Annotated in this window: 23 protein-coding genes; 16 read left to right on the top strand and 7 right to left on the bottom strand. The window is 70.2% G+C overall.

What is annotated here, in order from left to right; all coding sequences use genetic code 11:
- Positions 1 to 54 precede the first annotated feature (54 nt).
- Genes ACYU8V_RS20440 through ACYU8V_RS20460 form a run of 5 tightly spaced genes read left to right on the top strand, consistent with a single transcriptional unit; the run spans position 55 to position 4,333 of the window.
- Positions 55 to 1,389 (top strand): cytochrome P450, encoded by a 1,335-nt coding sequence (locus ACYU8V_RS20440; RefSeq protein ID WP_460850012.1) that lies wholly within the window; start codon positions 55 to 57, stop codon positions 1,387 to 1,389.
- 14 nt (positions 1,390 to 1,403) lie between these two features.
- Positions 1,404 to 2,501: a tryptophan--tRNA ligase gene (gene trpS, locus ACYU8V_RS20445; RefSeq protein WP_460850014.1), complete on the top strand. Its 1,098-nt coding sequence runs from the start codon at positions 1,404 to 1,406 to the stop codon at positions 2,499 to 2,501.
- A complete protein-coding gene (locus tag ACYU8V_RS20450; RefSeq protein ID WP_460850016.1) occupies positions 2,501 to 3,064 on the top strand; it encodes a 2'-5' RNA ligase family protein in 564 nt (187 codons plus the stop codon). Before trpS ends, ACYU8V_RS20450 begins: the two co-directional genes overlap by 1 nt.
- Before the next feature lie 10 nt (positions 3,065 to 3,074).
- Positions 3,075 to 4,100 (top strand): YihY/virulence factor BrkB family protein, encoded by a 1,026-nt coding sequence (locus tag ACYU8V_RS20455; protein WP_460850018.1) that lies wholly within the window; start codon positions 3,075 to 3,077, stop codon positions 4,098 to 4,100.
- Entirely contained in the window at positions 4,097 to 4,333 is a 237-nt protein-coding gene (locus tag ACYU8V_RS20460) for an SCO4848 family membrane protein (RefSeq protein WP_460850019.1), read from the top strand. The genes ACYU8V_RS20455 and ACYU8V_RS20460 overlap by 4 nt, the downstream gene beginning before the upstream one ends.
- Here the strand turns inward: ACYU8V_RS20460 and ACYU8V_RS20465 are convergent.
- The 4 genes from ACYU8V_RS20465 to ACYU8V_RS20480 are packed head-to-tail and all read right to left on the bottom strand — an operon-like array spanning position 4,330 to position 9,210.
- Complete coding sequence (locus ACYU8V_RS20465; protein WP_460850021.1) at positions 4,330 to 5,616, bottom strand: adenylate/guanylate cyclase domain-containing protein; 1,287 nt, start codon at positions 5,614 to 5,616, stop codon at positions 4,330 to 4,332. The two genes, ACYU8V_RS20460 and ACYU8V_RS20465, sit on opposite strands and share 4 nt — an antisense overlap.
- A 60-nt stretch (positions 5,617 to 5,676) precedes the next feature.
- Positions 5,677 to 6,420 carry a succinate dehydrogenase/fumarate reductase iron-sulfur subunit gene (locus ACYU8V_RS20470; protein WP_460850024.1) on the bottom strand — a complete coding sequence of 248 codons (744 nt, stop codon included), beginning with the start codon at positions 6,418 to 6,420 and terminating at the stop codon, positions 5,677 to 5,679.
- 20 nt (positions 6,421 to 6,440) lie between these two features.
- Positions 6,441 to 8,462 (bottom strand): fumarate reductase/succinate dehydrogenase flavoprotein subunit, encoded by a 2,022-nt coding sequence (locus ACYU8V_RS20475; RefSeq protein WP_460850076.1) that lies wholly within the window; start codon positions 8,460 to 8,462, stop codon positions 6,441 to 6,443.
- 34 nt (positions 8,463 to 8,496) lie between these two features.
- Complete coding sequence (locus ACYU8V_RS20480) at positions 8,497 to 9,210, bottom strand: succinate dehydrogenase cytochrome b subunit (RefSeq protein WP_460850025.1); 714 nt, start codon at positions 9,208 to 9,210, stop codon at positions 8,497 to 8,499.
- 129 nt (positions 9,211 to 9,339) lie between these two features.
- Here ACYU8V_RS20480 and ACYU8V_RS20485 point away from each other — a divergent pair, with 129 nt between their 5' ends.
- The 3 genes from ACYU8V_RS20485 to ACYU8V_RS20495 are packed head-to-tail and all read left to right on the top strand — an operon-like array spanning position 9,340 to position 12,762.
- Entirely contained in the window at positions 9,340 to 10,134 is a 795-nt protein-coding gene (locus ACYU8V_RS20485; protein WP_460850027.1) for a hypothetical protein, read from the top strand.
- Between the two features lies 1 nt (position 10,135).
- On the top strand, positions 10,136 to 11,983 hold the full coding sequence (locus ACYU8V_RS20490; RefSeq protein WP_460850028.1) for a fumarate reductase/succinate dehydrogenase flavoprotein subunit: 1,848 nt from the start codon (positions 10,136 to 10,138) through the stop codon (positions 11,981 to 11,983).
- Between the two features lie 2 nt (positions 11,984 to 11,985).
- A complete protein-coding gene (locus tag ACYU8V_RS20495; protein ID WP_460850030.1) occupies positions 11,986 to 12,762 on the top strand; it encodes a succinate dehydrogenase/fumarate reductase iron-sulfur subunit in 777 nt (258 codons plus the stop codon).
- Positions 12,763 to 12,780: 18 nt separating this feature from the next.
- On the opposite strand, the gene ACYU8V_RS20500 is transcribed toward ACYU8V_RS20495, so the two are convergent.
- The gene (locus ACYU8V_RS20500) at positions 12,781 to 13,830 is read right to left on the bottom strand and encodes a glycosyltransferase (protein WP_460850031.1); all 1,050 of its coding nucleotides are present in this window, start codon (positions 13,828 to 13,830) and stop codon (positions 12,781 to 12,783) included.
- A gap of 72 nt (positions 13,831 to 13,902) precedes the next feature.
- On the bottom strand, positions 13,903 to 14,310 hold the full coding sequence (locus tag ACYU8V_RS20505) for a hypothetical protein (RefSeq protein ID WP_460850032.1): 408 nt from the start codon (positions 14,308 to 14,310) through the stop codon (positions 13,903 to 13,905).
- Between the two features lie 77 nt (positions 14,311 to 14,387).
- Here ACYU8V_RS20505 and ACYU8V_RS20510 point away from each other — a divergent pair, with 77 nt between their 5' ends.
- The 8 genes from ACYU8V_RS20510 to ACYU8V_RS20545 all read left to right on the top strand — a co-directional run bounded on the left by ACYU8V_RS20510 (position 14,388) and on the right by ACYU8V_RS20545 (position 25,102).
- A complete protein-coding gene (locus ACYU8V_RS20510) occupies positions 14,388 to 16,121 on the top strand; it encodes a methylmalonyl-CoA mutase family protein (protein ID WP_460850034.1) in 1,734 nt (577 codons plus the stop codon).
- Positions 16,118 to 18,265, top strand: a complete 2,148-nt coding sequence (scpA, locus tag ACYU8V_RS20515; protein ID WP_460850036.1) for a methylmalonyl-CoA mutase — start codon at positions 16,118 to 16,120, stop codon at positions 18,263 to 18,265. The genes ACYU8V_RS20510 and scpA overlap by 4 nt, the downstream gene beginning before the upstream one ends.
- Positions 18,266 to 18,342: 77 nt before the next feature.
- Positions 18,343 to 19,344 (top strand): methylmalonyl Co-A mutase-associated GTPase MeaB, encoded by a 1,002-nt coding sequence (gene meaB / locus ACYU8V_RS20520; protein ID WP_460850038.1) that lies wholly within the window; start codon positions 18,343 to 18,345, stop codon positions 19,342 to 19,344.
- A 115-nt stretch (positions 19,345 to 19,459) separates the two neighbouring features.
- Positions 19,460 to 20,584: a BMP family lipoprotein gene (locus tag ACYU8V_RS20525; RefSeq protein WP_460850040.1), complete on the top strand. Its 1,125-nt coding sequence runs from the start codon at positions 19,460 to 19,462 to the stop codon at positions 20,582 to 20,584.
- Between the two features lie 125 nt (positions 20,585 to 20,709).
- Positions 20,710 to 22,224 (top strand): ABC transporter ATP-binding protein, encoded by a 1,515-nt coding sequence (locus ACYU8V_RS20530; protein ID WP_460850041.1) that lies wholly within the window; start codon positions 20,710 to 20,712, stop codon positions 22,222 to 22,224.
- Complete coding sequence (locus tag ACYU8V_RS20535; protein ID WP_460850042.1) at positions 22,221 to 23,351, top strand: ABC transporter permease; 1,131 nt, start codon at positions 22,221 to 22,223, stop codon at positions 23,349 to 23,351. Before ACYU8V_RS20530 ends, ACYU8V_RS20535 begins: the two co-directional genes overlap by 4 nt.
- Entirely contained in the window at positions 23,348 to 24,709 is a 1,362-nt protein-coding gene (locus ACYU8V_RS20540) for an ABC transporter permease (protein ID WP_460850044.1), read from the top strand. Before ACYU8V_RS20535 ends, ACYU8V_RS20540 begins: the two co-directional genes overlap by 4 nt.
- A 3-nt stretch (positions 24,710 to 24,712) precedes the next feature.
- The gene (locus ACYU8V_RS20545) at positions 24,713 to 25,102 is read left to right on the top strand and encodes a cytidine deaminase (RefSeq protein ID WP_460850047.1); all 390 of its coding nucleotides are present in this window, start codon (positions 24,713 to 24,715) and stop codon (positions 25,100 to 25,102) included.
- Positions 25,103 to 25,136: 34 nt separating this feature from the next.
- On the opposite strand, the gene ACYU8V_RS20550 is transcribed toward ACYU8V_RS20545, so the two are convergent.
- Positions 25,137 to 25,742 carry a hypothetical protein gene (locus ACYU8V_RS20550; protein ID WP_460850050.1) on the bottom strand — a complete coding sequence of 202 codons (606 nt, stop codon included), beginning with the start codon at positions 25,740 to 25,742 and terminating at the stop codon, positions 25,137 to 25,139.
- Positions 25,743 to 25,817 lie beyond the last annotated feature (75 nt).

Below are 25,817 nucleotides of genomic sequence, written 5' to 3' on the forward strand. Positions count from 1 at the left end.
TCTCATGCTGCCGAGAAGGTTGACAGGGTATCCTTCCTGAATCACGCTGGCCTGGTGACCCAGGCGATCGAGCTGTCCGAGCCGGTGCGTGGCGACCGGGGCCTTCCGTGGGCCGGCCGCATCCTCGACTACGCCCGCGACCCCCTGGCGCTGTTCCGTCACCAGTGGGAGACCTACGGCCCGGTCTCGCCCTTCCCCTATCTCGGCGAGCGCGGCGTCATCCTGCTCGGGCCGGATGCGTGCGAGGCCGCCCTGCGCAACGGCGACAAGGCGTTCGCGAACGGCCCCGGGTGGGGGCGGATGGTCGGCCCGTTCTTCCACCGCGGCCTGATGCTGCTGGACTTCGAGGAGCACCACCTGCACCGGCGGATCATGCAGGAGGCGTTCGTGCGCGACCGGCTGGCGGCGTACGTGCCGCGCATGCATCCGGCGATCGCCCGCGCCACCGCGACCTGGCCGACCCAACGAGACTTCCGCGCCCACCCCGCGCTGAAGCAGATGACGCTGTCCATCGCGGCGGACATCTTCATGGGCGGCGCCACGGCGACCGGTCCCGAGGAGATGGCACGCGTCAACCGCGCCTTCATCGACTGCGTGCAGGCGGCGACCGGGTGGATCCGGGCGGACGTTCCGTTCACCCGGTGGGGCCGTGCCTTCCGCGGCCGGCGGGTGCTCGAGGACTTCCTGCGCGGCTACCTCCCCGAGAAGCGCGCCCGGCGCACCGACGACTTCTTCTCGGTCCTGTGCCACATCGAGACCGAGGACGGCGAGCGCTTCACCGACGACGACGTCGTCAACCACATGATCTTCCTGATGATGGCGGCCCACGACACCACGACCATCACGACCTCGACCATGCTGCAGTTGCTCGGGCAGCACCCGTCCTGGCAGGAGCGCTGCCGCGAGGAGTCCCGGGCGCTCGGCGACGAGCCGAGCATGTCCGAGCTCGAGGGCCTGACGTCGCTGGACCTGGTGATGAAGGAGGCGCTGCGGCTGCGCGCGCCGGTGCCGGTGCTGGCCCGGCGCACGGTCAAGGACGTGGACGTGCTCGGCGTCCGGATCCCCGCGGACACCCCGGTGATGGTGGGCGTGCAGTTCTCGCACCTGATGCCGGAGTACTGGACCGACCCGGGCACCTTCGACCCCGAGCGCTTCTCGTCCGAGCGCCGCGAGGACCGCTCGCACCGGATGGCCTGGGAGCCGTTCGGGGGAGGGGTGCACAAGTGCATCGGCCTGCACTTCGGGGGCCTGGAGGTGAAGGCCGTCCTGCACCGCCTGCTGCGCGACCACCGCTGGAGCGTCGACCCGTCGTACGTCGCACCGCTGGACAACCACTCGCTGCCGTTCCCCAAGGACGGGGGGCCGATCGACCTGGTGCGGACTGCCTGACAGAATCGGGGACCATGTCCGCCACGACCGCCCAGCCCCCCGTGCCGGAGACGGCCACCGGGCAGCAGGCACCGCAGGGAGCGGCCCGTCCCCGGGTCCTCTCGGGCATCCAGCCGACTGCCGACAGCTACCACCTCGGCAACTACCTCGGAGCGGTGCGCAACTGGCAGATCCTGCAGGCCGACTACGAGCCGTTCTTCTTCATCGCCGACGAGCACGCCATCACCGTCGAGTGGGACCCGAAGCTGCTGCGCGAGCGCACGCTGCGCAGCGCGGCCCAGCTGCTGGCGGCCGGCGTGGACCCCGACAAGTCCGCGATCTTCGTGCAGAGCCACATCCCCGCGCACGCCCAGCTGGCCTGGGTCCTCAACGGCATCACCGGCTTCGGCGAGGCCCGCCGGATGACCCAGTTCAAGGACAAGTCGGCCAAGGGCGGTGAGGGCTCGTCCAGCGTCGGGCTGTTCACCTACCCGATCCTGATGGCGGCCGACATCCTGCTCTACCGCCCGCACTACGTCCCCGTGGGCGAGGACCAGCGTCAGCACCTGGAGCTGACCCGCGACCTGGCGCAGCGGTTCAACAGCCGGTTCAAGAAGACCTTCCGGCTGCCCGAGCCCTACATCCTGAAGTCGACGGCGAAGATCTACGACCTCCAGGAGCCCACGAAGAAGATGTCGAAGTCGGGCTCGGCGCCCAACGGGATCATCGAGATGCTCGACGACCCCGCGGCGACGATCAAGAAGATCAAGAGCGCGGTCACCGACTCCGACGGCGAGATCCGCTACGACCCCGAGAACAAGCCGGGCGTCAGCAACCTGCTCAGCCTGTACGCCGCGCTCGGCGGGGAGTCCATCGCCGACCTCGAGGCGCAGTACGCCGGCCAGGGGTACGGCGCCCTCAAGAGCGACCTCGCCGACGTGGTGACCAGCTACGTCACCCCGTTCCGCGACCGCACCCTGGAGCTCCTCGACGACCAGGACTACCTGATGCAGGTGCTGGCCAGGGGCGCCGAGCGGGCCCGTCCGGTGGCGGAGGCGACGCTGCGCGACGTCTACCAGCGGGTGGGCTTCGTGGCCCCGACCGTCCCGACCGCCCCGGGAGCGCCGGCCTGATGAGCTCGTTCCGCAACGGCATGCCCGATGCTGACGAGACGACCGCGACGATCGGCGTGGCGGTCGCGATCCCGGAGCCGGCGGCGACCCGGCTGCAGGAGTACCGCCTGGAGATCGGCGACCCGACGGCCCTCGGCGTACCGACCCACATCACGCTGATCCCGCCCACCGCCGTCGATCGCGACCTCGCCCCGATCGTCGAGCACCTGGAGCAGGCGGCGACGAAGATCGAGCCGTTCACCGTGCACCTGCGCGGCACCGGCACCTTCCGCCCGGTCTCGCCGGTGGTGTTCGTGGGCCTGGTCGAGGGCATCTCGCAGTGCGAGGCCCTGGCCGACGTCGTACGCCGCGGACCGCTCGGCATCGAGATCGACTGGCCCTACCACCCGCACGTGACGGTGGCGCACCACGTCGACGACGCGACCCTGGACCGGGCGTTCGCGGACATGGCGGACTTCGAGTGCCTCTTCGACGTCCGCGAGTTCCACCTCTACGTGCACCAGGGCGCCGCGGGCTGGGTGCCGCTGCGGAGCTTCGAGCTGACGGCCGGCGCGGCCCAGTAACGTCGGGGCCATGGCGGGCATCAAGCAGCGGCTCGAGGACGCCCGGGAGCGCTCCGCGCTCCTGGACCGCGTGCTCCGCACGGTCGAGCACTACGGATCGGTCAACGGCAGCCAGCAGGCGGCCGGTGTCACCTACTTCGGGTTCCTGTCGGTGTTCCCGGTGCTGGCGCTGGCGTTCTTCGTCATCGGGTACGTCGCCCGCGTCGTCCCGAACGCCCGCGACACCCTGGTCAACGCGATCAGCCAGGTCCTGCCGGGGCTGGTGGGCACCGGGCCGAACCAGATCCAGCTCGCCGACATCGAGAACTCCGCGGGCGCGGTCGGCCTGATCGGCCTCGCCGGTGTCCTGTACGCCGGCCTCGGCTGGCTCTCCGCGCTCCAGACCGCGCTGATCGCGGTCTTCGAGGAGCCCCAGCGGCTGCGGCCCAACTTCATCATGGGCAAGCTGCGCGACCTCAGCGCCCTGGCGGTCCTCGGGGTGGTGCTCCTCGCGGGCGTCGCGGTCTCCGGGGTGATCGGCCACTCCTCGGGCTGGCTGCTGGACAAGCTGGGACTCTCCGGCGGCCTCGGCTGGATCGTCACCGTGCTGGCGGTCGTCGTCGGCGTGGCCGCCGGCACCCTGATGTTCTTCCTGATGTTCGTGCTGCTCGCGCACCCGCGTCTCGGACGGCGCGCGCTGTGGCAGGGGGCGCTGCTCGCCGCGGTCGGGTTCGAGGTCCTCAAGCAGGCCTCCACGCTGCTGCTGGCCTCCACCAAGGGGCAGCCGGCCTTCCAGGCCTTCGGCATCGCGCTGATCCTGCTGGTCTGGATCAACTACTTCTCCCAGGTCACCCTGTACGCCGCCGCCTGGGCCCAGACGTCCCGCGCCCGCACCGTGGCGGACCCGAAGGCCCTGATCAGCCTGCCGGTGCTGCCCGCTGTGAGCCAGGTCGCCGCGCAGCCGCAGTCGGGCAGGGGCGGTCCCTTCGCCGCCGGCGCGGGTACGATGCTGGCTCTCGTCGTACTTCTCAAGCGCACGCGGAGGCCCCACCCATGAAGTTCGAGCGCAAGCACGCCTGGCTGCTGATCGGCGTCGGCATCTGGAACTTCTGGATCTGGCTGACCTTCGCCAAGAACCTGTCCGCCGCCCACAGCCGCGGCGAGGCGCACCCGAAGGGCTACTGGATCGCCCACTCGATCCTGATCGTCGTGGACCTCGTCCTGGGCGCGGTGCTCGGCGGCCTGGGCGTCAAGGCGCTGCGCGCCTCCAAGAGGGCCGAGCGCATCTAGACCAGCGACCCCAGCAGGAAGTACGTCGTCATCGGGCCCTTGCCCTTGACGTCGATCACCTGCGGGGCGCTGAAGGCGTAGCGGTTCTCCAGCAGGTCGTGGGTCGAGGCCGCGACCTGGATCCGGTGCGGCCGGCCGCTGGACTCCATCCGGCTCGCGGTGTTCACCGTGTCGCCCCACAGGTCGTAGGTGAACTTGCGCTGCCCGATCACGCCGGCCACCACCGGGCCCGACGCGATGCCGATCCGCATCGAGATCGGGCTCGGCCAGTCCGCCGAGAGCCGGGTCAGGGTGCGCTGCATGTCCAGGGCGAGCTCGGCCACCGAGGCCGCGTGGTCGGCGTCCGGGGTGGGGAGGCCGGCCACCGCCATGTAGGCGTCGCCGACGGTCTTGATCTTCTCGATCCCGCGCCGGTCGCAGAGCCCGTCGAACTCGCGGAACATCGTGTCCAGCAGCTGCACCAGGGCCTCCGGCGTCAGCGTCTCGGAGACCGGCGTGAAGCCGACGATGTCGGAGAAGAGCACGCTGACGCTGGGGGCCGAGTCGGCGATCGCCCCGGAGCCGGTCCGCAGCCGCTCCGCGATCGAGGCGGGCAGCACGTTGTGCAGGATCTCGTCGGACCGGGCGCGCGCCTCCTCGAGCTCGCGCTCGCGCAGGAAGTTCGTACGCCGCAGCCGCTCGAGCCCGTAGGCGATCGCCCACGTGATCGCGGCCGTGCCGATGGTCGGCGCGATGAGGACCCCCAGCGCGTCCACGCTGTCCAGCGCCCCGGGCAGTGTCAGGCAGACCGCCACGAAGATGGCGACCATCGCGTCGACGGCCCGCATCCGCATCCGCAGCAGGCCGACCGCACCCAGGATCGTGACGCTCGCCGAGGTGCGGAGGTACTCGGTGGGGAAGTCGGCCCCCATGCCGAGCGCCGGGCCGAGCGAGACCAGCACCAGGGTCAGCAACAGCAGCGTGGCCACCTGGAAGTGATCACGCGCGAGCCGGATCCGCTGCAGGATCACGTTGGCGCCGAGGAAGAAGATCACGGTGGCGACCCGGATCGCCAGCGCCGCGACCCGTCCCTCGCTGAGCACCAGCATGTCGAACCCGCCGTACACGACGGTGAACGCGACGCCCACCAACAGGGCGAACGGCGCGGAGGCGATCCCGTTCGCGTCGTCCTGGCGCCGGAACTCGCGCTCGACCTCGGCCTGGTCGAACTCCAGCATCCAGCGCCGCATGTGCAGCTGGGAGTGACGCTCCTCCAGCCACGAACGGATCGCGATCGCACCCACAGCCGAAAAGTAGCGGAGACCCGGGCCCGCCGTACGGCGAAACCCGGGCCTCCCGGCTACTCAGTGGCCGGACTTGAGCGCGGTGCGCAGGTCCTTGTTGAGGAAGGAGATCACGTCGAGCGGGATCTCCTTGGGGCAGGCCGCCGCGCACTCACCGATGTTGGTGCAGCCGCCGAAGCCCTCGTGGTCGTGCTGGCCGACCATGTCGACCACGCGCGACCAGCGCTCGGGCTGGCCCTGGGGCAGCTCGCCGAGGTGGGTGATCTTGGCGCCGAGGAACAGCGAGGCCGAGCCGTTGGGGCAGGCCGCCACGCAGGCACCGCAGCCGATGCAGGTCGCCACGTTGAAGGCGCGCATCGCGTGGTCGCGGGGGACCGGCACCGAGTTGGCCTCGGGGGCCGAGCCGGTGTTGGCCGAGATGTAGCCGCCGGACTGGATGATCCGGTCGAAGGCCGACCGGTCCACGACGAGGTCCTTGATGACGGGGAACGCCGCCGAGCGCCACGGCTCGATGGTGATCGTGTCGCCGTCCTTGAAGGAGCGCATGTGCAGCTGGCAGGTCGTGGTGACCTCCGGGCCGTGCGCCTCGCCGTTGATCATCAGCGAGCACATGCCGCAGATGCCCTCGCGGCAGTCGGAGTCGAACGCCACGGGCTCCTCGCCCTGGTCGTTGAGCTGCTCGTTGAGGACGTCGAGCATCTCCAGGAAGCTCATGTCCGAGGAGATGCCCTCGACGTGGTAGGTGCGGATCCCGCCCCGGTCGTCGGCGCCGGTCTGACGCCAGATCTTGAGGGTCAGCCTCATGCCGTCTGTACCGTCCTGGCTCACTTGTAGGACCTCTGCTTCATCTCGATGGCCGTGTAGACCAGGTCTTCCTTGTGCAGGATGGGCGCCTCGCCCTCACCGGCCCACTCCCACGCGGCGACGTAGGCGAACTCGTCGTCGTGACGCAGCGCCTCGCCGTCCTCGGTCTGGGACTCGGCGCGGAAGTGGCCGCCGCAGGACTCGCGCCGGTTGAGGGCGTCGATGCACATCAGCTCGCCGAGCTCGATGAAGTCGGCGACGCGGCCGGCCTTCTCCAGGCTCTGGTTGAGCGTGTCCGCGGCGCCGAGGACCTTGACGTTGGTCCAGAAGTCCTGCTTGAGCTCGCGGATCATGTCGATCGCCTTGCGCAGGCCCTCGGCCGTGCGCTCCATGCCGCAGTACTCCCACATGATGTGGCCGAGCTCGCGGTGGTAGCTGTCGACCGAGCGGGTGCCCTGGATCGCGAGGAACTTCGCGACCCGGTCCTCGACCTCCTGCTTGGCCTCCACGACCGCCGGGTGCGACTCGTCGATCTCGTCGAACGGGCCGTCGGCGAGGTAGTCGCGGATGGTGTGCGGGAGGACGAAGTAGCCGTCGGCCAGGCCCTGCATCAGGGCCGAGGCGCCGAGGCGGTTGGCGCCGTGGTCGGAGAAGTTCGCCTCGCCGGTCACGAACAGGCCCGGGATCGTGGACTGCAGGTCGTAGTCGACCCACAGGCCGCCCATGACGTAGTGCACGGCGGGGTAGATCCGCATCGGCACCTCGTACGGGTTCTCGCCCGTGATCCGCTCGTACATGTCGAGGAGGTTGTCGTACTTCTCCTCGATGGCGTCCTTGCCGAGGCGCTCGATGGCGTCCTTGAAGTCGAGGTAGACGCCGCGCCGGAAGTCGCCGACCATCGGGCCGACGCCGCGACCCTCGTCGCACATGTTCTTGGCCTGGCGGGAGGCGATGTCGCGGGGGACCAGGTTGCCGAAGGACGGGTAGATCCGCTCCAGGTAGTAGTCGCGGTCCTCCTCGGGGATGTCCCGCGGGTCCTTGGTGCAGTCCTCCTTCTTCTTCGGCACCCAGATCCGGCCGTCGTTGCGGAGGGACTCCGACATCAGCGTCAGCTTGGACTGGTGCTCGCCGGAGACCGGGATGCACGTGGGGTGGATCTGCGTGTAGCAGGGGTTGGCCATGTAGGCGCCCTTGCGGTGCGCACGCCACGCGGCGGTGACGTTGGAGCCCATCGCGTTGGTCGAGAGGTAGAAGACGTTGCCGTAGCCGCCGGAGGCGATCACCACGACGTCGGCCAGGTGGGTCTCGATCTCGCCGGTGACCATGTCGCGCGCGATGATCCCGCGCGCCTTGCCGTCGGCGATGATCACCTCGAGCATCTCGTGACGCGTGTACGCCGTGACGGTGCCGGCCTTGATCTGCCGCTCCATCGCCTGGTAGGCGCCGATCAGCAGCTGCTGGCCGGTCTGGCCGCGGGCGTAGAACGTGCGGGAGACCTGGACGCCGCCGAAGGAGCGGTTGTCGAGGAGACCGCCGTACTCACGGGCGAACGGGACGCCCTGCGCGACGCACTGGTCGATGATGTTCGTGCTGACCTCGGCCAGGCGGTAGACGTTCGACTCGCGCGAGCGGTAGTCGCCGCCCTTGACGGTGTCGTAGAAGAGACGGTGGACCGAGTCGCCGTCCTCCTTGTAGTTCTTGGCCGCGTTGATGCCGCCCTGGGCGGCGATCGAGTGCGCCCGGCGCGGGGAGTCCTGGTAGCAGAAGGACTTCACGTTGTAGCCGGCCTCGCCGAGCGTGGCCGCGGCGGCGCCGCCGGCCAGGCCGGTGCCGACGATGATGATGTCGAGCTTGCGGCGGTTGGCCGGGTTGACCAGGCGCGCCTCGAACTTGCGGGTCTGCCAGCGGTCGGCGATCGGGCCCTGGGGCGCCTTGGTGTCGACGAGCGGGTCGCCCGCGACGTAGTAGCCCGCCGCGTCGTCGTACTCGCCCGGGGACGGCTCGTCGTGCGATCCGTGGTGGGTCAGGGTGGTGTCCGGCATGTCAGTCATTGCGTTGGTCTTCCTGCTAGGCCGGTCAGTCGATGATGCCGAAGACGACACCGAGCGGGACGAGCGAGAAGCCGCCCGCGATCACGATCGCCACCGCGAGGGCGAAGGTCCGGGCGCGAGCGCGCGCCTGGGCCGAGCCGGTCCAGCCGAGCGTCTGCATCGCGCTCCAGGTGCCGTGGTGGATGTGGGCGCCCAGGAAGGCCATCGACACCAGGTAGATGACGGTGTTCCACCAGGTCTTGAAGTCGTCGACCAGCAGGTTGTACGGGTCGTTGGTCGGCCCGCCGGACGGGTTGACCTTGCCGATCGTGAAGTTGATCAGGTGCCAGATCAGGAAGCCCAGGATCCACACGCCGGCGATGCGCATGATGCGCGCCGCCGGGATGGCCCCGGTGTGCTTCTTGACGACGTACTTGATCGGGCGCGCCTTGGCCGCGCGCCGCCACAGCGCCGCGCCGGCAGAGATGTGCACGACGATCGCGAGGATCAGCAGCACGCGCATCAGCCACAGGAAGCCCTCGCGCGGCAGCATCGGCGTACCGAGGACGCGCAGGTGCGCGGCGTACTCGTCGAACGCGTTGTGCCCGGCGAAGGCCTTCAGGTTGCCGTACATGTGGACGAGGACGAATCCGATGAAGAGAACGCCGCTGGCGGCCATCAGGAACTTCAGCGCGATGGTCGTGCGGACCGCGCGTGAGTTCTCGACAAGCCCCGTCTGGGAGATGAGAGGTGCAGCCACGGCCGTCACGGTACCGCTCACCGGCGGGCCCGGCGATCCCGGGGGTTTGCGGTGTGGCCCCTTTCACATTCGGGGCCGAAGGTGCAGACTCGGTCGCGCTTTGCCTCCCACCAACGCGAGGAAGGTCAGATGGCGACGGACACCAACGGGGTTCACGGCCCGACGAGGGCCAGGATCGAGGAGGGGACGCTTCGCACGGACCGTTGGTGGGCCTACCCGCTGACGACGTTCGTCGTCTTCACCGCCTTCGTCGTCTACGCGACGATCCGCGCGTTCGCGGGATCGCACTACTACGCGGCGCCGTACCTCTCGCCGTTCTACTCGCCCTGCCTGGGCGACTGCGTGAAGGGCAGCAGCGACTTCGGCCAGCCGTTCTCGTGGTGGCCGCTCTCGGCGGCGCTGATCATCTTGATCTTCCCGCTGGGCTTCCGGATGAGCTGCTACTACTACCGCAAGGCCTACTACCGGTCCTTCTGGCTCTCGCCGCCCGCGTGCGCGGTCGCGGAGCCGCACTCGGCGTACTCCGGCGAGACGCGGCTGCCGCTGATCCTCAACAACCTCCACCGCTACTTCTGGTACGCCGCCGTGGTGGTCGGGCTGATCCTCACCTACGACGCGGTGCTGGCCTTCCGCAACCCCGACGACCAGTGGTTCCACATGGGGCTCGGCACCGTGGTGATGTGGGTCAACGTGATCCTGATCTGGGCCTACACGCTGGGCTGCCACTCCTGCCGGCACATCGTCGGCGGTCGGCTGCGGCACTTCAGCAAGCACCCGGTCCGCTACTGGATGTGGACCCAGGTCTCGAAGCTGAACGGCAAGCACGCCATGTACGCCTGGCTCTCGCTGTTCTCGGTGGCCCTCACCGACCTCTACATCTACCTGGTGTCCAACGGCACGATCTCCGACCTGAGGTTCTTCTGACATGACGACCGACCGGCACCCGATGACGGGTAACGAGATGTCCGGCGACGCCGAGGGCGGCATGGAGCGGCACCAGTACGACGTCGTGGTGATCGGCGCCGGCGGGTCCGGCCTGCGCGCGGCGATCGCGGCCCACGAGGCGGGCGCCAAGGTCGCGGTGCTGTGCAAGTCGCTGCTCGGCAAGGCGCACACCGTGATGGCCGAGGGCGGCGCCGCCGCGGCGATGGGCAACGTCTACCCCGAGGACAACTGGCAGGTGCACTTCCGCGACACCATGCGCGGCGGGAAGATGCTCAACAACTGGCGGATGGCGCAGATCCACGCGCAGGAGGCCCCCGACCGGGTGATGGAGCTCGAGGACTGGGGCGCGCTCTTCGACCGCACCAAGGACGGCCTGATCTCCCAGCGCGACTTCGGCGGCCACCGCTACGCCCGGCTCGCCCACATCGGCGACCGCACCGGGCTGGAGATGATCCGCACGCTCCAGCAGCGACTGGTATCGCTGGGCATCGACGTCTACATGGAGTTCACCGTCACCGACCTGCTCAAGGTCGACGGCGCGATCGCCGGCGCCTTCGGCTACTGGCGCGAGTCCGGCCGGTTCGTCACCTTCGACGCCCCGGCGGTCATCCTCGCGACCGGCGGCTTCGGCAAGGGCTGGAAGGTCACCTCGAACTCCTGGGAGTACACCGGCGATGGCCACGCGCTCGCGCTGCGCGCCGGCGCGACGCTGATCAACATGGAGTGCGTGCAGTTCCACCCCACCGGGATGGTGTGGCCGCCCTCGGTCAAGGGCCTGCTCGTCACCGAGTCGGTGCGCGGCGACGGCGGCATCCTGAAGAACTCCGAGGGTCGCCGGTTCATGTTCGACCACATCCCGGAGTACTTCCGCGCCGAGACCGCCGACACCGAGGAGGAGGCGGACCGGTGGTACGACGACAAGAAGAACAACCGGCGTCCCCCCGAGCTGCTGCCGCGTGACGAGGTGGCCCGAGCGATCAACGCCGAGGTCAAGGCCGGTCGCGGCACGCCCCACGGCGGGGTCTACCTCGACATCGCGTCGCGGCGCACGCCGGAGTTCATCAAGAAGCGGCTGCCCTCGATGTACCACCAGTTCAAGGAGCTGGCCGACGTCGACATCACCGCCGAGCCGATGGAGATCGGCCCGACCTGCCACTACGCGATGGGCGGTGTCGAGGTCGACGCCGACACCGAGCAGTCGCTGGTCCCGGGCCTGTTCGCGGTCGGCGAGTGCTCGGGCGGCATGCACGGCTCGAACCGGCTCGGCGGCAACTCGCTCTCGGACCTCATCGTGTTCGGCAAGCGGGCCGGCGACTCGGCGGCGGCGTACGCCTCGGGTCGCGCGGGCGGCGCGACGGCTCCCGACGACGTGATCGCGGCCGCCAAGCGGCAGGCGCTGGCGCCCTTCGAGCACGAGGGCGGGGAGAACCCCTACACGATCCAGTCGGACCTGCAGCAGACCATGCAGGACCTCGTCGGGATCATCCGCGACGCCCCCGAGCTCGAGCAGGCGATCACCGCGATCGAGGAGCTCAGGCAGCGCGCCCAGCACCTCAGCGTCGAGGGGCACCGGCAGTACAACCCCGGCTGGCACCTCGCCATCGACCTGCGCAACCTGCTGCTCGTGGCCGAGTCGGTCGCCAAGGCGGCGCTGGAGCGCAAGGAGTCGCGCGGCGGGCACACCCGCAACGACTTCCCCGGGCCGGACCCGGAGTGGGGGAGCAAGAACCTCGTCGTACGCCTCAATGCCGAAGGCACGGGCGTCGACCTGACCGAGCAACCCCTGCCGGTCATGCCCGCCGAGCTCAAGCAGTTCTTCGAGGAGTGACCATGGGCTACCAGCTGAAGCTCCGGATCTGGCGCGGCGACAAGAGTGGCGGCGAGATCAAGGACTACCCGGTCGAGGTGTCCGAGGGCGAGGTCGTGCTCGACGCGATCCACCGCGTGCAGGGCACCCAGGCGGGCGACCTGGCGGTGCGGTGGAACTGCAAGGCCGGCAAGTGCGGCTCGTGCAGCGCCGAGGTCAACGGCAAGCCGCGGCTGATGTGCATGTGCCGGCTCTCGGACTTCGAGCCCGAGGAGACCATCACGGTCACGCCGATGCGCACCTTCCCGGTGATCCGCGACCTGGTCACCGACGTCTCGTTCAACTACGAGAAGGCCAAGCAGCTGCCGTCGGTCTCCCTCCCGCCCCGCGACGCCGACGGCAAGCGGCGGATGGCTCAGGTCGACGTCGAGCGCGGCCAGGAGTTCCGCAAGTGCATCGAGTGCTTCCTGTGCCAGAACACCTGCCACGTCGTGCGTGACCACGAGGAGAACAAGGAGGCCTTCGCCGGCCCCCGCTTCTTCCTGCGGTACGCCGAGCTCGACATGCACCCGCTCGACACCCACGACCGGCGCGAGCTGGCCCAGGGTGCCGCCGGCATCGGGCTGTGCAACATCACCAAGTGCTGCACCGAGGTCTGCCCGGAGGGCATCAAGATCACCGACAACGCGATCATCCCGATGAAGGAGCGCGTGGTGGACAAGAAGTACGACCCGCTGGTGTGGCTGGGCAACAAGATCGGTCTGCGGAACAAGGACTACGAGGGCCGCACCGAGGTCTGACCCCGTCGGTGCGAGACCTCAGGCGGCGAGCGGAGCCGGCGCGGGGTAGTGCGCCGCGACCAGCTCGTCCACGGCCTCGGCCCAGCTGCGCTGCATGACCAGCTCCCGGCCGCGCGCCCCGAGCAGTGCACGGTGCGGGTCGCCCGCGACCGCCTGCACGGCCCGCAGCAGCCCACGCCGGTCCTCGGGGTCGTAGAGCAGCCCGGTCTCCAGGTGCCGTACGACGTCGGGTGCGCCACCGGCCCGCGGCGCGACGGTCGGTACGCCGGAGGCGGCGGCCTCGCGCAGCACGTGGCAGTCGGTCTCGGCCGCACCGGGGTGGACGAGCACGTCCAGCGTCGGCAGGGCGACGGTGAGGTCGCCGGTGGCCAGCGCGCCGGTGAACCGCGCCGCGGGCAGGCGCTTGGCCAGCCAGTCGCGCTCGGGGCCGTCGCCGATGATCACCACGCGGGCGTCCCGCAGCCGCGCGAGGTCCGCCAGCCGGCGTACGCCGTGACGCTTGTGGAGGCTGCCGGCGTACCCGACCACGGTCTGGGGCGTGCCCGCCTTCGCCCGCGACCAGGAGGTGTGCAGCCACTGGTCGCGCAGGGCGGGGGTGAACGCGGCCGTGTCGACCCCCGGCGCCCACAGCTCGGCCTCGACGCCCAGCTCGGCGGCGCGCTCGACCATCCACCGCGAGGTGACCAGCACCTGGTCGGCGCGGCCGCCGACCTTGGCCCGCCAGTAGTCGGCCGCGAGGTCGAAGACCGGCGACTGCTCGACGGCAAGGGAGGCGATGCCCATCCGCTGGGCGTGCTTGAGCGCCTTGCGCCCGACGCCGCGCGGGGAGTGGGTCTGCACCAGGTCGGGCCCGAACGCCTCGAGGGCTGCCTTGACCTGCGGACCGGTGGGCTCCAGCGGCCGCATCCGGACCACCTGGCAGCCGCGGTACGTCGCCAACCCGGGCCCCGGCGCGATGATCCGCACGGTGTGCCCGAGGTCGACCAGCCGGTCGGCCGTGGCCTTGAGCGTGGTGGTCGTGGAGTCGACGGCGGGGTAGAACGTCTCGGTCACCAGCGCGATCCTCATGCTCCGACAGTGCCGGTCCGAGGTTGCGCCACCTTGAGACCCCAGGTGCGCCGAGGTGTACGCCGGGTGAACTCAGCCGACCGGCGGCGTCTGGCCGCGCCGGATCGCGTCCGCGACCTCGTGGATGCGCAGGCCACTGGCCTGCCAGTCGCCCGCGGGCGCGTCCCACACGATCTCGAACCCGCGGCGGGCCTCGATCGTCCAGGCCTTCCCGAAGAGGGCACGGCCCAGGACCGCGAGCGGCAGCAGGAGCAGCAGGAGCAGGAACTCGGCCGCGACGATCAGACCGAGGACGATGAACGGCAGCGCCAGGATCAGCAGGATGATGCCGATGACGGCGCTGATGGGGTCGTCCCCGAGGCCGCCGGCTCCCCAGTCAAGCGGTGTGCTGACGTCGCCCATGCCCGTGAGCCGGCGCCGCCAGGGCACCCATCGCCGCGTCACCCGCCAGGTCTGCCCACTCGGGTCCTTCACCTTCACGGCCGGAACCTACCCAGGGACCACGAATTGGTCACATACCCGGGAGTAGGAATCGCGCGCCGATAAAGTGGTCACTCGTGACTGATGCACCGCTGACGCTCGCGCAGCCCGAGGACGCCCACTCCCGCGAGGAGTGGGAGGCGGCCACGGCCGCCGTGCTCCGCAAGGCGCGACGCCTCGCCGAGGACGACGCCGACAGCCTGGTCTGGGACAAGCTGGCCCGTACGACGCTCGACGGCGTGGTCATCACCCCGCTCGGCACGCCCGACGACCTCGAGGGCCGCCAGACCTCCGGGCGCCCCACCCGCGCCGGCGCCTGGGACATCCGGGCCCGCCTGGCCGGGGCAGGGGAGAGGCTGCTCAACGAGCACGCCCTGGTCGACCTCGACGGTGGCGTGACCTCGCTGTGGGTCGGCGCGAGCGTGGACACCGACTTCGCCACGCTGCTGGACAAGGTCCTCCTCGACCTCGCCCCGGTCGTCCTCGACCCGGTGGGCGACCCGGTCGCCGTCGCGTCGGCGTTCCTCGAGCACGCGACGTACGCCGAGCTCCACCCGGGCACGAACCTCGGTGTGGACCCGATCGGCGGTGCGCTGCGCGGGCTGGTCGAGCCCGGCACGCAGAAGAACGTCGACGACATCGTCACGATCGCGAAGCTCGCGCAGGAGCACGGCATCCTCGGCCTGGTCGTGGACGCGACCGCGGCCCACGACCTCGGCGCCAGTGACGTGCAGGAGCTGGCGCAGAGCCTGTTCGCGGGTGCGCAGTACCTCCGCGTCCTCGAGCAGGCAGGCGTCGACGTCGCCGACGCCGCGCGGCTGATCGAGTTCCGCTACGCGGCCACCGACGAGCAGTTCCCGACCATCGCCAAGCTGCGCGCGGCGCGGCGGCTGTGGGCGCGGGTGCTGGAGCTGTCCGGCGTCGCGACGGACGCGGACGCCGGCGTCGCCATGCGGATCCACGCCGTCACCAGCCGCCCGATGTACAGCAAGTACGACCCCTACGTGAACATGCTGCGCGCCACCGTCGCCGCGTTCGCGGCCGGCGTGGGCGGCGCGGACGCCGTCACCGTCCTTCCCTTCGACGAGCCGCTGGGCCAGCCCGAGGCCCTCGGCCGCCGGATCGCGCGCAACGTCTCGCACCTGCTGATGGACGAGTCGCACGTGCACGAGGTGGCCGACCCCGCCGGTGGCTCGTACGCCGTCGAGCGGCTCACCGACGACCTCGCGGTCGCCGCCTGGGAGCTGTTCGGCCGGCTCGACGAGGGCGAGGAGCTCGCCCCGCTGATCGAGGCGACCGTGGCGGCCCGCGAGGCCGCGATCGCGAAGCGCAAGCAGCCGATCACCGGTGTCTCGGAGTTCCCGAACCTCGCCGAGGAGCTGCCCGTGCGCGAGCCCAGCGTGGACGGCGCCTTCGTCCGCCGCTACGGCGCATCCTTCGAGGCGCTGCGCGACGAGCCCGCGACCACGCCCGTCTTCCTGGCCACGCTCGGCCCGATCGCCCAGCACACCGCCCGCGCGACCTTCGCCGCCAACCTGTTCGCCGCCGGCGGCGTCGCCGTCGACGTCGCGGGAGCCACCTCCGGCGTCGACGATCTGCTCAAGGCGTACGCCGGGCAGGCGGTCGTCTGCCTGGCCGGCTCGGACACGGCGTACGAGGAGTGGGGCGCCGACGCGGCCGCCGCCCTCCGCGAGGCCGGGGCGACCCGCGTGATCATCGCCGGCAAGCCGACCGACTACACCGACGACTCGGCCGCGATGGGCGTGGACGCGTTGTCCTTCCTGGCCCGGACCCGAGAGGCGCTGGCATGAGCATCCCGAAGAGCTTCAAGGACCAGCCGCTGACCGGCGGCACCGCTCCCTCGACCGGCGAGGTCCACGGCGACCTGGTCTCGTGGCACTCCCCGGAGGGCATCGAGATCAAGCCGTCGTACGGCCCTGAGGACGTCAAGGACCTCGACGCCCTCGACACCTGGCCGGGTCTCTCGCCGTTCCTGCGCGGGCCCTACCCGACCATGTACACCTCCCAGCCCTGGACCATCCGGCAGTACGCCGGCTTCTCCACCGCCGAGGAGTCCAACGCCTTCTACCGCCGCAACCTGGCCGCGGGCCAGAAGGGCCTGAGCGTCGCCTTCGACCTGGCGACCCACCGCGGCTACGACTCCGACCACCCGCGCGTGCGCGGCGACGTCGGCATGGCCGGTGTCGCGATCGACTCGATCTACGACACCCGCACCCTGTTCGACGGCATCCCGCTGGACCAGATGTCGGTGTCGATGACGATGAACGGCGCGGTGCTGCCGGTCCTCGCGCTCTACATCGCCGCGGCCGAGGAGCAGGGGGTGAAGCCGGAGCAGCTCACGGGGACCATCCAGAACGACATCCTCAAGGAGTTCATGGTCCGCAACACCTACATCTACCCGCCGACGCCGTCGATGCGGATCATCTCCGACATCTTCGCGTTCACCTCGGAGCGGATGCCGCGGTTCAACTCGATCTCCATCTCCGGCTATCACATGCAGGAGGCGGGGGCGACCGCCGACCTCGAGCTGGCCTACACGCTGGCCGACGGCGTCGAGTACATCCGCGCCGGTCTCGCGGCGGGCATGACCATCGACCAGTTCGCGCCGCGGCTGTCCTTCTTCTGGGCGATCGGCATGAACTTCTACATGGAGGTCGCGAAGATGCGCGCGGCCCGGGCCCTGTGGTCGCGACTGGTGCGCCAGTTCGACCCGCAGAACCCCAAGTCGCTGTCGCTGCGCACCCACAGCCAGACCTCCGGCTGGTCGCTGACCGCCCAGGACGTCTTCAACAACGTCGGTCGTACGGCGATCGAGGCGATGGCCGCGACGCAGGGCCACACCCAGTCGCTGCACACCAACGCCCTCGACGAGGCGATCGCGCTGCCGACCGACTTCTCCGCGCGGATCGCCCGCAACACCCAGCTGCTGCTGCAACAGGAGTCGGGCACGACGTACTCCATCGACCCGTGGGGCGGCTCCTACTACGTCGAGAGGCTGACCCACGACCTCGCCGAGCGCGCGTGGGCGCACATCCAGGAGGCCGAGGCCGCCGGCGGCATGGCCAAGGCCATCGAGCAGGGCATCCCGAAGATGCGCATCGAGGAGGCGGCCGCCCGCACCCAGGCGCGCATCGACTCGGGCGCGCAGAAGGTCATCGGCGTCAACACCTTCCGCCTGCCGCAGGAGGACAAGCTCGACGTCCTCAAGGTCGACAACGACTCGGTCTACCGCCAGCAGATCGCGAAGCTGGAGCGGCTGCGCGCCGAGCGGAGCCCGGAGGACGTGGAGGCCGCGCTGCAGGCGCTCACCAACGCCGCCGACCGGGGCGACGGCAACCTGCTCGAGCTCGCGGTCGCCGCGGCCCGGAACAAGGCCACCGTGGGTGAGATCTCCGACGCGCTGGAGAAGGTCTACGGCCGCCACCAGGCCGTGATCCGTACGATCTCCGGCGTGTACAGGAGCGAGGTCGGCAACGACGACGCAGCCGCGAAGGTGCTGGAGGCGACCGCCAAGTTCGAGGAGGACGAGGGCCGCCGCCCGCGCATCCTCGTCGCCAAGATGGGCCAGGACGGCCACGACCGCGGCCAGAAGGTCGTCGTATCGGCCTTCGCCGACCTCGGCTTCAACGTCGATGTGGGCCCGCTGTTCAGCACGCCCGAGGAGGTCGCGCAGCAGGCCGTCGACGCCGACGTCCACATCGTCGGGGTGTCCTCGCTGGCCGCCGGCCACCTGACCCTGCTCCCCGCGCTGAAGAAGGCGCTCGAGGACCAGGGCCGCGGCGACATCATGATCGTCATCGGCGGTGTGATCCCGCCCGACGACGTACCGACCCTGAAGGAGATGGGCGCCGCCGCGGTGTTCCTGCCCGGCACCGTCATCGCCGAGTCCGCGCTCGACCTGCTCGCGCAGCTCTCGGAGCAGCTCGGTCACTGAGCGCGTCCAGGTAGGTCGCCCCGGCCCGGATCATGGCGGCGACCTACCCGCGCACCGGGCTCAGTAACCTTGGCCGCGTGGTGAAGGACGCGGCGCAGGTGGCACAGCTCGTCGAGGGCGTTCTCGCCGGCCAGCGCGCGCAGGTCTCGCGCGCGATCACCCTGGTCGAGTCGCGCAAGCCGGCCCACCGCGAGCTCGCACGCGACCTGCTGGCCCAGCTGACCCCGCACGCCGGCAACGCGATCCGGGTCGGCATCTCCGGCGTGCCCGGCGTCGGCAAGAGCACGACCATCGAGGCGCTCGGCACCAACCTCACCGCCGAGGGGCACCGCGTCGCGGTGCTCGCCGTGGACCCGAGCTCGGTCCGCACCGGCGGCTCGGTGCTCGGCGACAAGACCCGGATGGCCCGGCTCAGCGTCGACCCCAACGCCTACATCCGTCCCTCGCCGTCCGAGGGCACCCTCGGCGGCGTGGCGCGCGCGACGGCGCAGGCGATGACGATCGTCGAGGCGGCCGGGTACGACGTGGTGCTGGTCGAGACCGTCGGCGTCGGCCAGTCCGAGGTGACCGTGGCCGGCATGGTCGACACCTTCCTGTTCCTGACCATCGCGCGCACGGGCGACCAGCTCCAGGGCATCAAGAAGGGCATCCTGGAGATCGTCGACGTGATCGGCGTGAACAAGGCCGACGACGGTGAGCAGGAGGTCGCGGCCCGGGTCGCGGCACGCGAGCTGTTCGGCGCCCTCAAGCTGGTGCGGGGGAGCGCGGCGGCGCCGCCGGTCATCACCTACTCCGGCCTGCACAACAAGGACCTCGACGTCGTCTGGGGCGAGGTCATCAAGCACCGCGAGGCGCTCGGCACCGAGGGGCTGGCCCGCAAGCGGGCCGAGCAGCAGCTCGACTTCACCTGGGCCCTGGTCCGTGACGAGCTCGACCAGCGGCTGCGTCACTCGGCCGGGGTGAAGGCGATCCGCGACGTCGTACGGGAGCAGGTGCTGGCCGGCGAGCTGACCGCTCCGCTGGCCGCCGACCGGCTGCTCGCGGCGTACGACGATCCGGGTCAGGTCTCGACGCGGTAACGAACCGGCGAAATCCGGCGCAATCCCTCGTCGCCCAGCGTCAGTTCGCCTACTGTGCTGCGCAAGCGCGGGAGGGTTTCCTGCGTCCCCGATTCCCGGACTCACAGGAGGACCCGTGCACAAGAGCGCACGTCTTGCCGCAGTTGCAGCGGTCGCAGGTCTCGCACTGACCGCATGCGGTAGCAACAACGGCACCGCGACCGACGGTACGTCCGGCGCGACGTCGACGGCGACGGGTGGGTCCACGGACGCTTCCCAGGCCGCGCAGTACCCCGACTTCAAGGCCTGCATGGTGTCCGACACCGGCGGCTTCAACGACCACTCCTTCAACGAGACCGCGCTCAAGGGCCTCACCGCCGCCGGCTCGACGTACGGCGTCAAGACCACGAAGCTGCAGTCCAACGCGGACTCCGACTACGCGGTCAACCTGAAGACCGAGGTCAAGGCCGGCTGTGACCAGATCACCGCCGTCGGGTTCCTGATGGCCGACGCGACGCTGGCGGCCGCGAAGGCCAACCCCAAGACCGACTTCGCGATCATCGACAACTCCTACGTCGACGCCAACGGCAAGCCGATCAAGCTCCCGGCCAACCTCAAGGAGCTGACCTTCGCCACCGACCAGCCCTCGTTCCTCGCGGGCTACCTCGCGGCGGGCACGAGCCACACCGGCGTCGTCGGCACCCTCGGCGGTCTGCAGATCCCGACCGTGACGATCTTCATGGACGGCTTCCTGGCCGGTGTCAACCAGTACAACAAGGACACCGGCAAGAGCGTCAAGGTCGTCGGCTGGAACGGCAAGAGCGGCCAGTTCTCCAACGACTTCGCCGACACCTCCAAGTGCAAGACGATCGCGACGACCGAGATCCAGCAGGGTGCGGACATCGTCTTCCCGGTCGCGGGTGGCTGTGGCACCGGCGCGCTCGACGCGGCCAAGGCGGCCAACGACCTCGGCATCTGGGTCGACACCGACGGCTACGAGTCGCTCGACCCGACGTACCACTCGATGCTGCTGACGTCGGTGGTCAAGCGGGTCGACAACGCGACCACCGCGGCGGTCCTCGACGCCGCGAGCGGCAAGTGGAACAACGACCCGTACGTCGGCACCCTGGAGAACCAGGGCGTCAGCCTCGCGTCGTTCCACGACCTCGACGCCAACGTCCCGGCCGACCTGAAGGCCAAGATCGCCGACTACCAGCAGAAGATCATCGACGGCTCCTACACCGTCGGCTCCGGCAGCTGACCCGAGCTCGACACGAGGCCGGGGCGGGATCCACCGCCCCGGCCTCGCCCGTCCCTCACCGGTCCGGGTGACCGGCGCGGGCGGGACTACGCTCAGCACAGCAGCGCCCGTCCGAAGGAGGACCCATGCGCCTGGAGATCCAGGGGCTGACGAAGCGGTTCGGCGACTTCACCGCCAACGACCACATCGACCTGACCATCGAGCCCGGTGAGATCCACTGCCTGCTCGGCGAGAACGGCGCGGGCAAGTCCACGCTGATGAACATGCTGTACGGCCTGCTGTCGCCCACCGAGGGCCGGATCATCGCCGACGGGGAGCCGCTGGAGCTGGGCAGCCCGGCCGATGCGATCGCGGCCGGGATCGGCATGGTGCACCAGCACTTCATGCTGGTGCCGGTCTTCACGGTCGCCGAGAACGTGATGCTCGGGCGGGAGCAGACCCGCGCCGGCGTGGTCCTGGACCGCAAGGCCGCCGAGCGCAAGGTGCGCGAGCTGTCCGACCGCTACAACCTCTCGGTCGACCCGCACGCCCTCGTCGGCGACCTGCCGGTGGGGGTGCAGCAGCGCGTGGAGATCATCAAGGCGCTGGCCAACGACGCCGACGTACTCATCCTCGACGAGCCGACCGCGGTGCTGACGCCCCAGGAGATCGACGAGCTCATGGAGGTCATGCGCAGCCTCAAGGCGCAGGGCACCTCCATCATCTTCATCACCCACAAGCTGCGCGAGGTCAAGGCGGTCGGCGACCGGATCTCGGTCATCCGGCGCGGCAAGGTCGTCGGCACGGCCGCACCGACCGCCTCGGAGAACGAGCTCGCCGAGATGATGGTCGGGCGCGCGGTGAAGCTCGTCGTCGACAAGGAGCCGGCCCAGGCCGGCTCGCCGGTCCTCACCGCGACCGACGTGACGGTCTTCGACCCGCGCGGGCACCAGGTCGTCAAGGGCGTGTCGTTCGAGGCCCGGGCCGGGGAGATCCTCGGCATCGCCGGCGTCCAGGGCAACGGCCAGACCGAGCTCATCAAGTCGCTGCTGGGGCTGGTCACGCCGGACGCCGGAGAGATCGTCCTCGAGGGGCGCTCGCTCACCAAGGCCGGCCCGCGTCGCAGCCTCGACGCCGGGATCGGCTTCATCCCCGAGGACCGCGGGCAGGACGGGTTCGTCGGCTCGTTCTCGGTCCAGGAGAACCTCGTCCTCGACCTGTACCGCGACGAGCGCTTCGCGCGCGGGCCGGCGCTGCGGATGGCCGCGATCGAGCAGAACGCGCGCGAGCGCATCGAGACCTTCGACATCCGCACCCAGGGCGCCGCGGAGCCCGTGGCGTCGCTGTCGGGCGGCAACCAGCAGAAGGTGGTCGTGGCGCGTGAGCTCTCGCGGCCGCTGAAGGTGCTGGTCGCCTCCCAGCCGACGCGCGGCGTCGATGTGGGGTCGATCGAGTTCATCCACCAGCGGATCGTCGCCGAGCGGGACCAGGGCACCGCCGTGATCCTGGTGTCGACCGAGCTGGACGAGATCTTCGCGCTGTCCGACAGGATCGCCGTCATGTACGACGGCCGCATCGTCGGCACCGTGACCCCGGACATCTCCCGGGAGCAGATCGGCCTGATGATGGCCGGCGCCTACGACGCGGAGACGGTGGCATGAAGACCCTCCTCAAGCGCTGGTACGCCGGCAGCCTGCCGACCGCCGTCAGCTCGCTGGCGGCCATCGTGCTGGCGCTGCTCGTGGGCGCGCTCCTGGTCATGTTCACCGAGAGCGACTGCCTCAGCGCGATCGGGCGCGGCGACCTGCTGTTCCCGCTGCAGCGCGTGGTGCACTCCTACTGGGCGCTCGGCCAGGGCGCGCTCGGCGGGTGGGACAACATCACCTTCACGCTCGAGAAGGCGGCGCCGCTGATCTGCGCCGGCCTCGGCGTCACACTGGCCTTCCGGGCCGGGCTGTTCAACATCGGTGCCCAGGGCCAGTTGATCATCGGCTCGATCTGCTGCATCTACGTCGGCTTCCACTGGCACATGGCCGGCGGCATCCACCTGCTGGCGGCGCTGCTGGCCGGGATGCTCGGTGGGGCGCTCTGGGGCGCCATCCCGGGCATCCTCAAGGCCCGGACCGGTGCGCACGAGGTCATCGTGACGATGATGCTCAACTACGTGGCCGTCCAGTTGATGCGCTTCGCGCTGCACAAGGACGCCTTCCACCGTCCCGGCAGTGACGACCCCACGTCGCCCACCGTCGACCCGAACGCGCTGTTCCCGACCATCGCCGGCGTGCACCTCGGGGTGATCCTCGCGCTGGTCGCGGCGTGGGCCGTCTGGTGGCTGCTCGAGCGCAGCACCTGGGGCTTCGAGATGCGCGCCGTGGGGGCCAACGCACCCGCCGCCCGCACGGCCGGCATGAGCATCGCGAGCGTCACGACCGTCGTACTCATCCTGTCCGGGCTGCTCGCCGCGCTCGGCGGCGTCATGCTCATCCAGGGCTCCAACAACGACCTGACGCCGAACTTCGGTGCCACCATCGGCTTCGACGCGATCACCGTGGCGCTCCTCGGCCGCGCGACGCCGATCGGCACCGTCTACGCCGGGATCCTGTTCGGCGCCCTGCAGGCGGGGAGTGGCTACATGCAGGTCCACGCGAGCACCCCTGCCGAGCTCACCGGGGTGCTGCAGGCGCTCATCGTGCTCTTCGTCGCGGCGCCGGCGCTGGTGCGCTCGGTCGTGCGGCTGAAGATCATCAGGGGCGAACAGACCATGGCGGCGAAGGGGTGGGGAGGATGACGACGACGGCTCCGCAGGAGGCGGCCCGTCCGGAGCGCGAGGTCCGGGTGCGCGACCGCGCCGACCTGCACCGCCAGATCCGGCTGGTGGTCGTCTTCGCGATCACCACCGCGCTGCTCACCTACTTCTGGCTGAGCACCCACGACGCGCACGTGCTGTTCGGCAGCCGTGCCACGGCGGGCGGGTGGTTCGGCGGCGCCGGACCCGCCAAGCCGCCGAAGAACATCGACATCACCTGGATCCAGGTCAGCTGCGCGGTCGTGTCGGCCGCGGTGCTGGTGCTCGCCGCGCTCAACCGCGTGCCACGCAGCTGGATCGGCGGTGCGCTCGTCGCGCTCGGCGGGCTGGCGTTCTTCGTCGGGTTCTACCTCAGCAACTTCGTGGACCAGGCCGGCGACCCGAGCGGCTGGATCACGGTCGTGGAACCGTTCAGCGCCGGCATCGACCAGGCCACGCCGATCATGCTGGGCGCCCTGGCGGGCTGCCTGTGCGAGCGGGCCGCGGTCATCAACATCGCGATCGAGGGCCAGTTCCTCCTCGGCGCGTTCCTGGCCGCCGTGGTCTCCACGGTCGCCACCCACGTGCACGGCGTCTCCACCCAGTTCAGCGCGAGCCTCGGCCTGCTCGGCGGCATCGCCGGAGGCGTCATGATCTCGGCGCTGCTGGCGCTGTTCGCGCTGCGCTACCAGGTCAACCAGGTCGTGCTCGGCGTCGTGCTCACGGCGTTCGCGAGCGGTCTGACGTCGTTCTTCTTCGGCGAGATCCGGCTCAACCACAACGTGGAGGCGCACCTGAACTCGCCGCGGATCCTCGCGGCCTGGGACTTCCCGTTGCTGTCCAAGATCCCGTTCCTCGGCAAGATCCTGTTCCACCAGACGACCCTGGTCTACCTGGTCTACGTCTCGGTGGTGCTGGTCTGGTTCCTGCTGTTCCAGACCCGCTGGGGCCTGCGGGTGCGGGCCGTCGGTGAGCACCCCGCGGCCGCGGACACGGTCGGCATCAAGGTCAACCGGATGCGCTGGCAGGCCGTCCTCATCGGCGGCATCTTCGCCGGTCTCGGCGGTGCCTACTTCACCGTCGGCAACACGGGCGCCTTCGGCGAGGGGATGTCGGGCGGCAAGGGCTTCATCGCCCTCGCCGCGGTGATCATGGGCCGCTGGCACCCGATCTGGGCGACCTTCACCGCGCTGTTCTTCGGGATGATGCTGAGCCTGCAGTACCAGTTCACCAACCTGGACGCGAGCAACGCCTACCTCTTCGCGGCCATGCCGTACGTCGCCGTGATCGTCGCCGTCGCCGGGTTCATCGGTCGCGTGCGGCCGCCGGCGGCCGACGGCGAGCCCTACGAGAAGCACTGATCGATGGCGAGGGTCGACTGGGAGGCGCTCAAGCGCCTCGCCGTGGAGGCGTCGGGGCACGCCTATGCGCCGTACTCGCGCTTCCGGGTGGGGGCCGCGGCCCTCGTCGACGACGGCCGGGTGGTGGTCGGCTGCAACGTGGAGAACGCGGCCTACGGCGTGACCCTGTGCGCCGAGTGCGGGCTCGTCTCGCAGCTGCACATCACCGGTGGCGGCCGGCTCACCCACTTCGTGTGCGTCAACGGCTCCGGCGAGGTGATCATGCCGTGCGGACGCTGCCGGCAGCTGCTCTGGGAGAACGGCGGCCCGGCGCTCGAGGTCTGGACCGTCGCCGGCGTACGCCCCATGACCGAGGTGCTGCCGGACGCGTTCGGGCCCGACGACCTCGGGTGAGGTCACCGGGCCCGAACGGGAGCGGTACGGCGGATCAGGCCTTCGGCAGGAACCGGCTCAGATCCGCGTCCGGACCGGGGCCGAAGTCGATGAAGGAGCGCTTCGGGGCCTTCGCGCTGAAGTCGGTCAGTGAGTAGTAGCAGCCCGACGAAGCGCACAGGTGTCGGCGCAGCTGCCCGCGGACGGTGAAGTACTCGTGGCCGCGGGCGCAGTAGGCGTACTTGCCCGGCGGGATGGTGAAGTCGCCGCCGACACTGGTCGCGTCGGTGGTGGAGTGCTTGATGCCACCGCTGATCTCACCGGACACCTTCTCGAAGATCAGCCCGGCCTCGAACTTGACCGACGTGCTCAGGCTCCACTCGAAGGTGGTCGACTGGGTCCACGTGCAGTGCCCGTTGACGGACTGGTTCGTGTAGCTGTTGTGCAGGGTGTAGGTCTTGTCGTCCAGCACGTGCGGCGTGATCCGCGTGAGCCGCACGCAGTCCTGGACGGTGCCGCCCGGCCTGGTGTGGACGGCTCCGCAGCGCCACGACGTCGTGAGGGCGTCGGCGGGCGCGGCGGTGGTCAGACCGGCCACGGGCGAGAGCACGCCGAGGAGGAGCGCGATCGCGCCGAGAATGGGAAGGCGCTTCGTGCGCATGGGGACCTTCTTCGTGTCAGGTGGATGTGAGGGCCTCCTCCTTCCCCGCATGACGGCGGCCAAACTGGTCCCTCA

Source organism: Nocardioides ultimimeridianus (genome assembly GCF_054777895.1).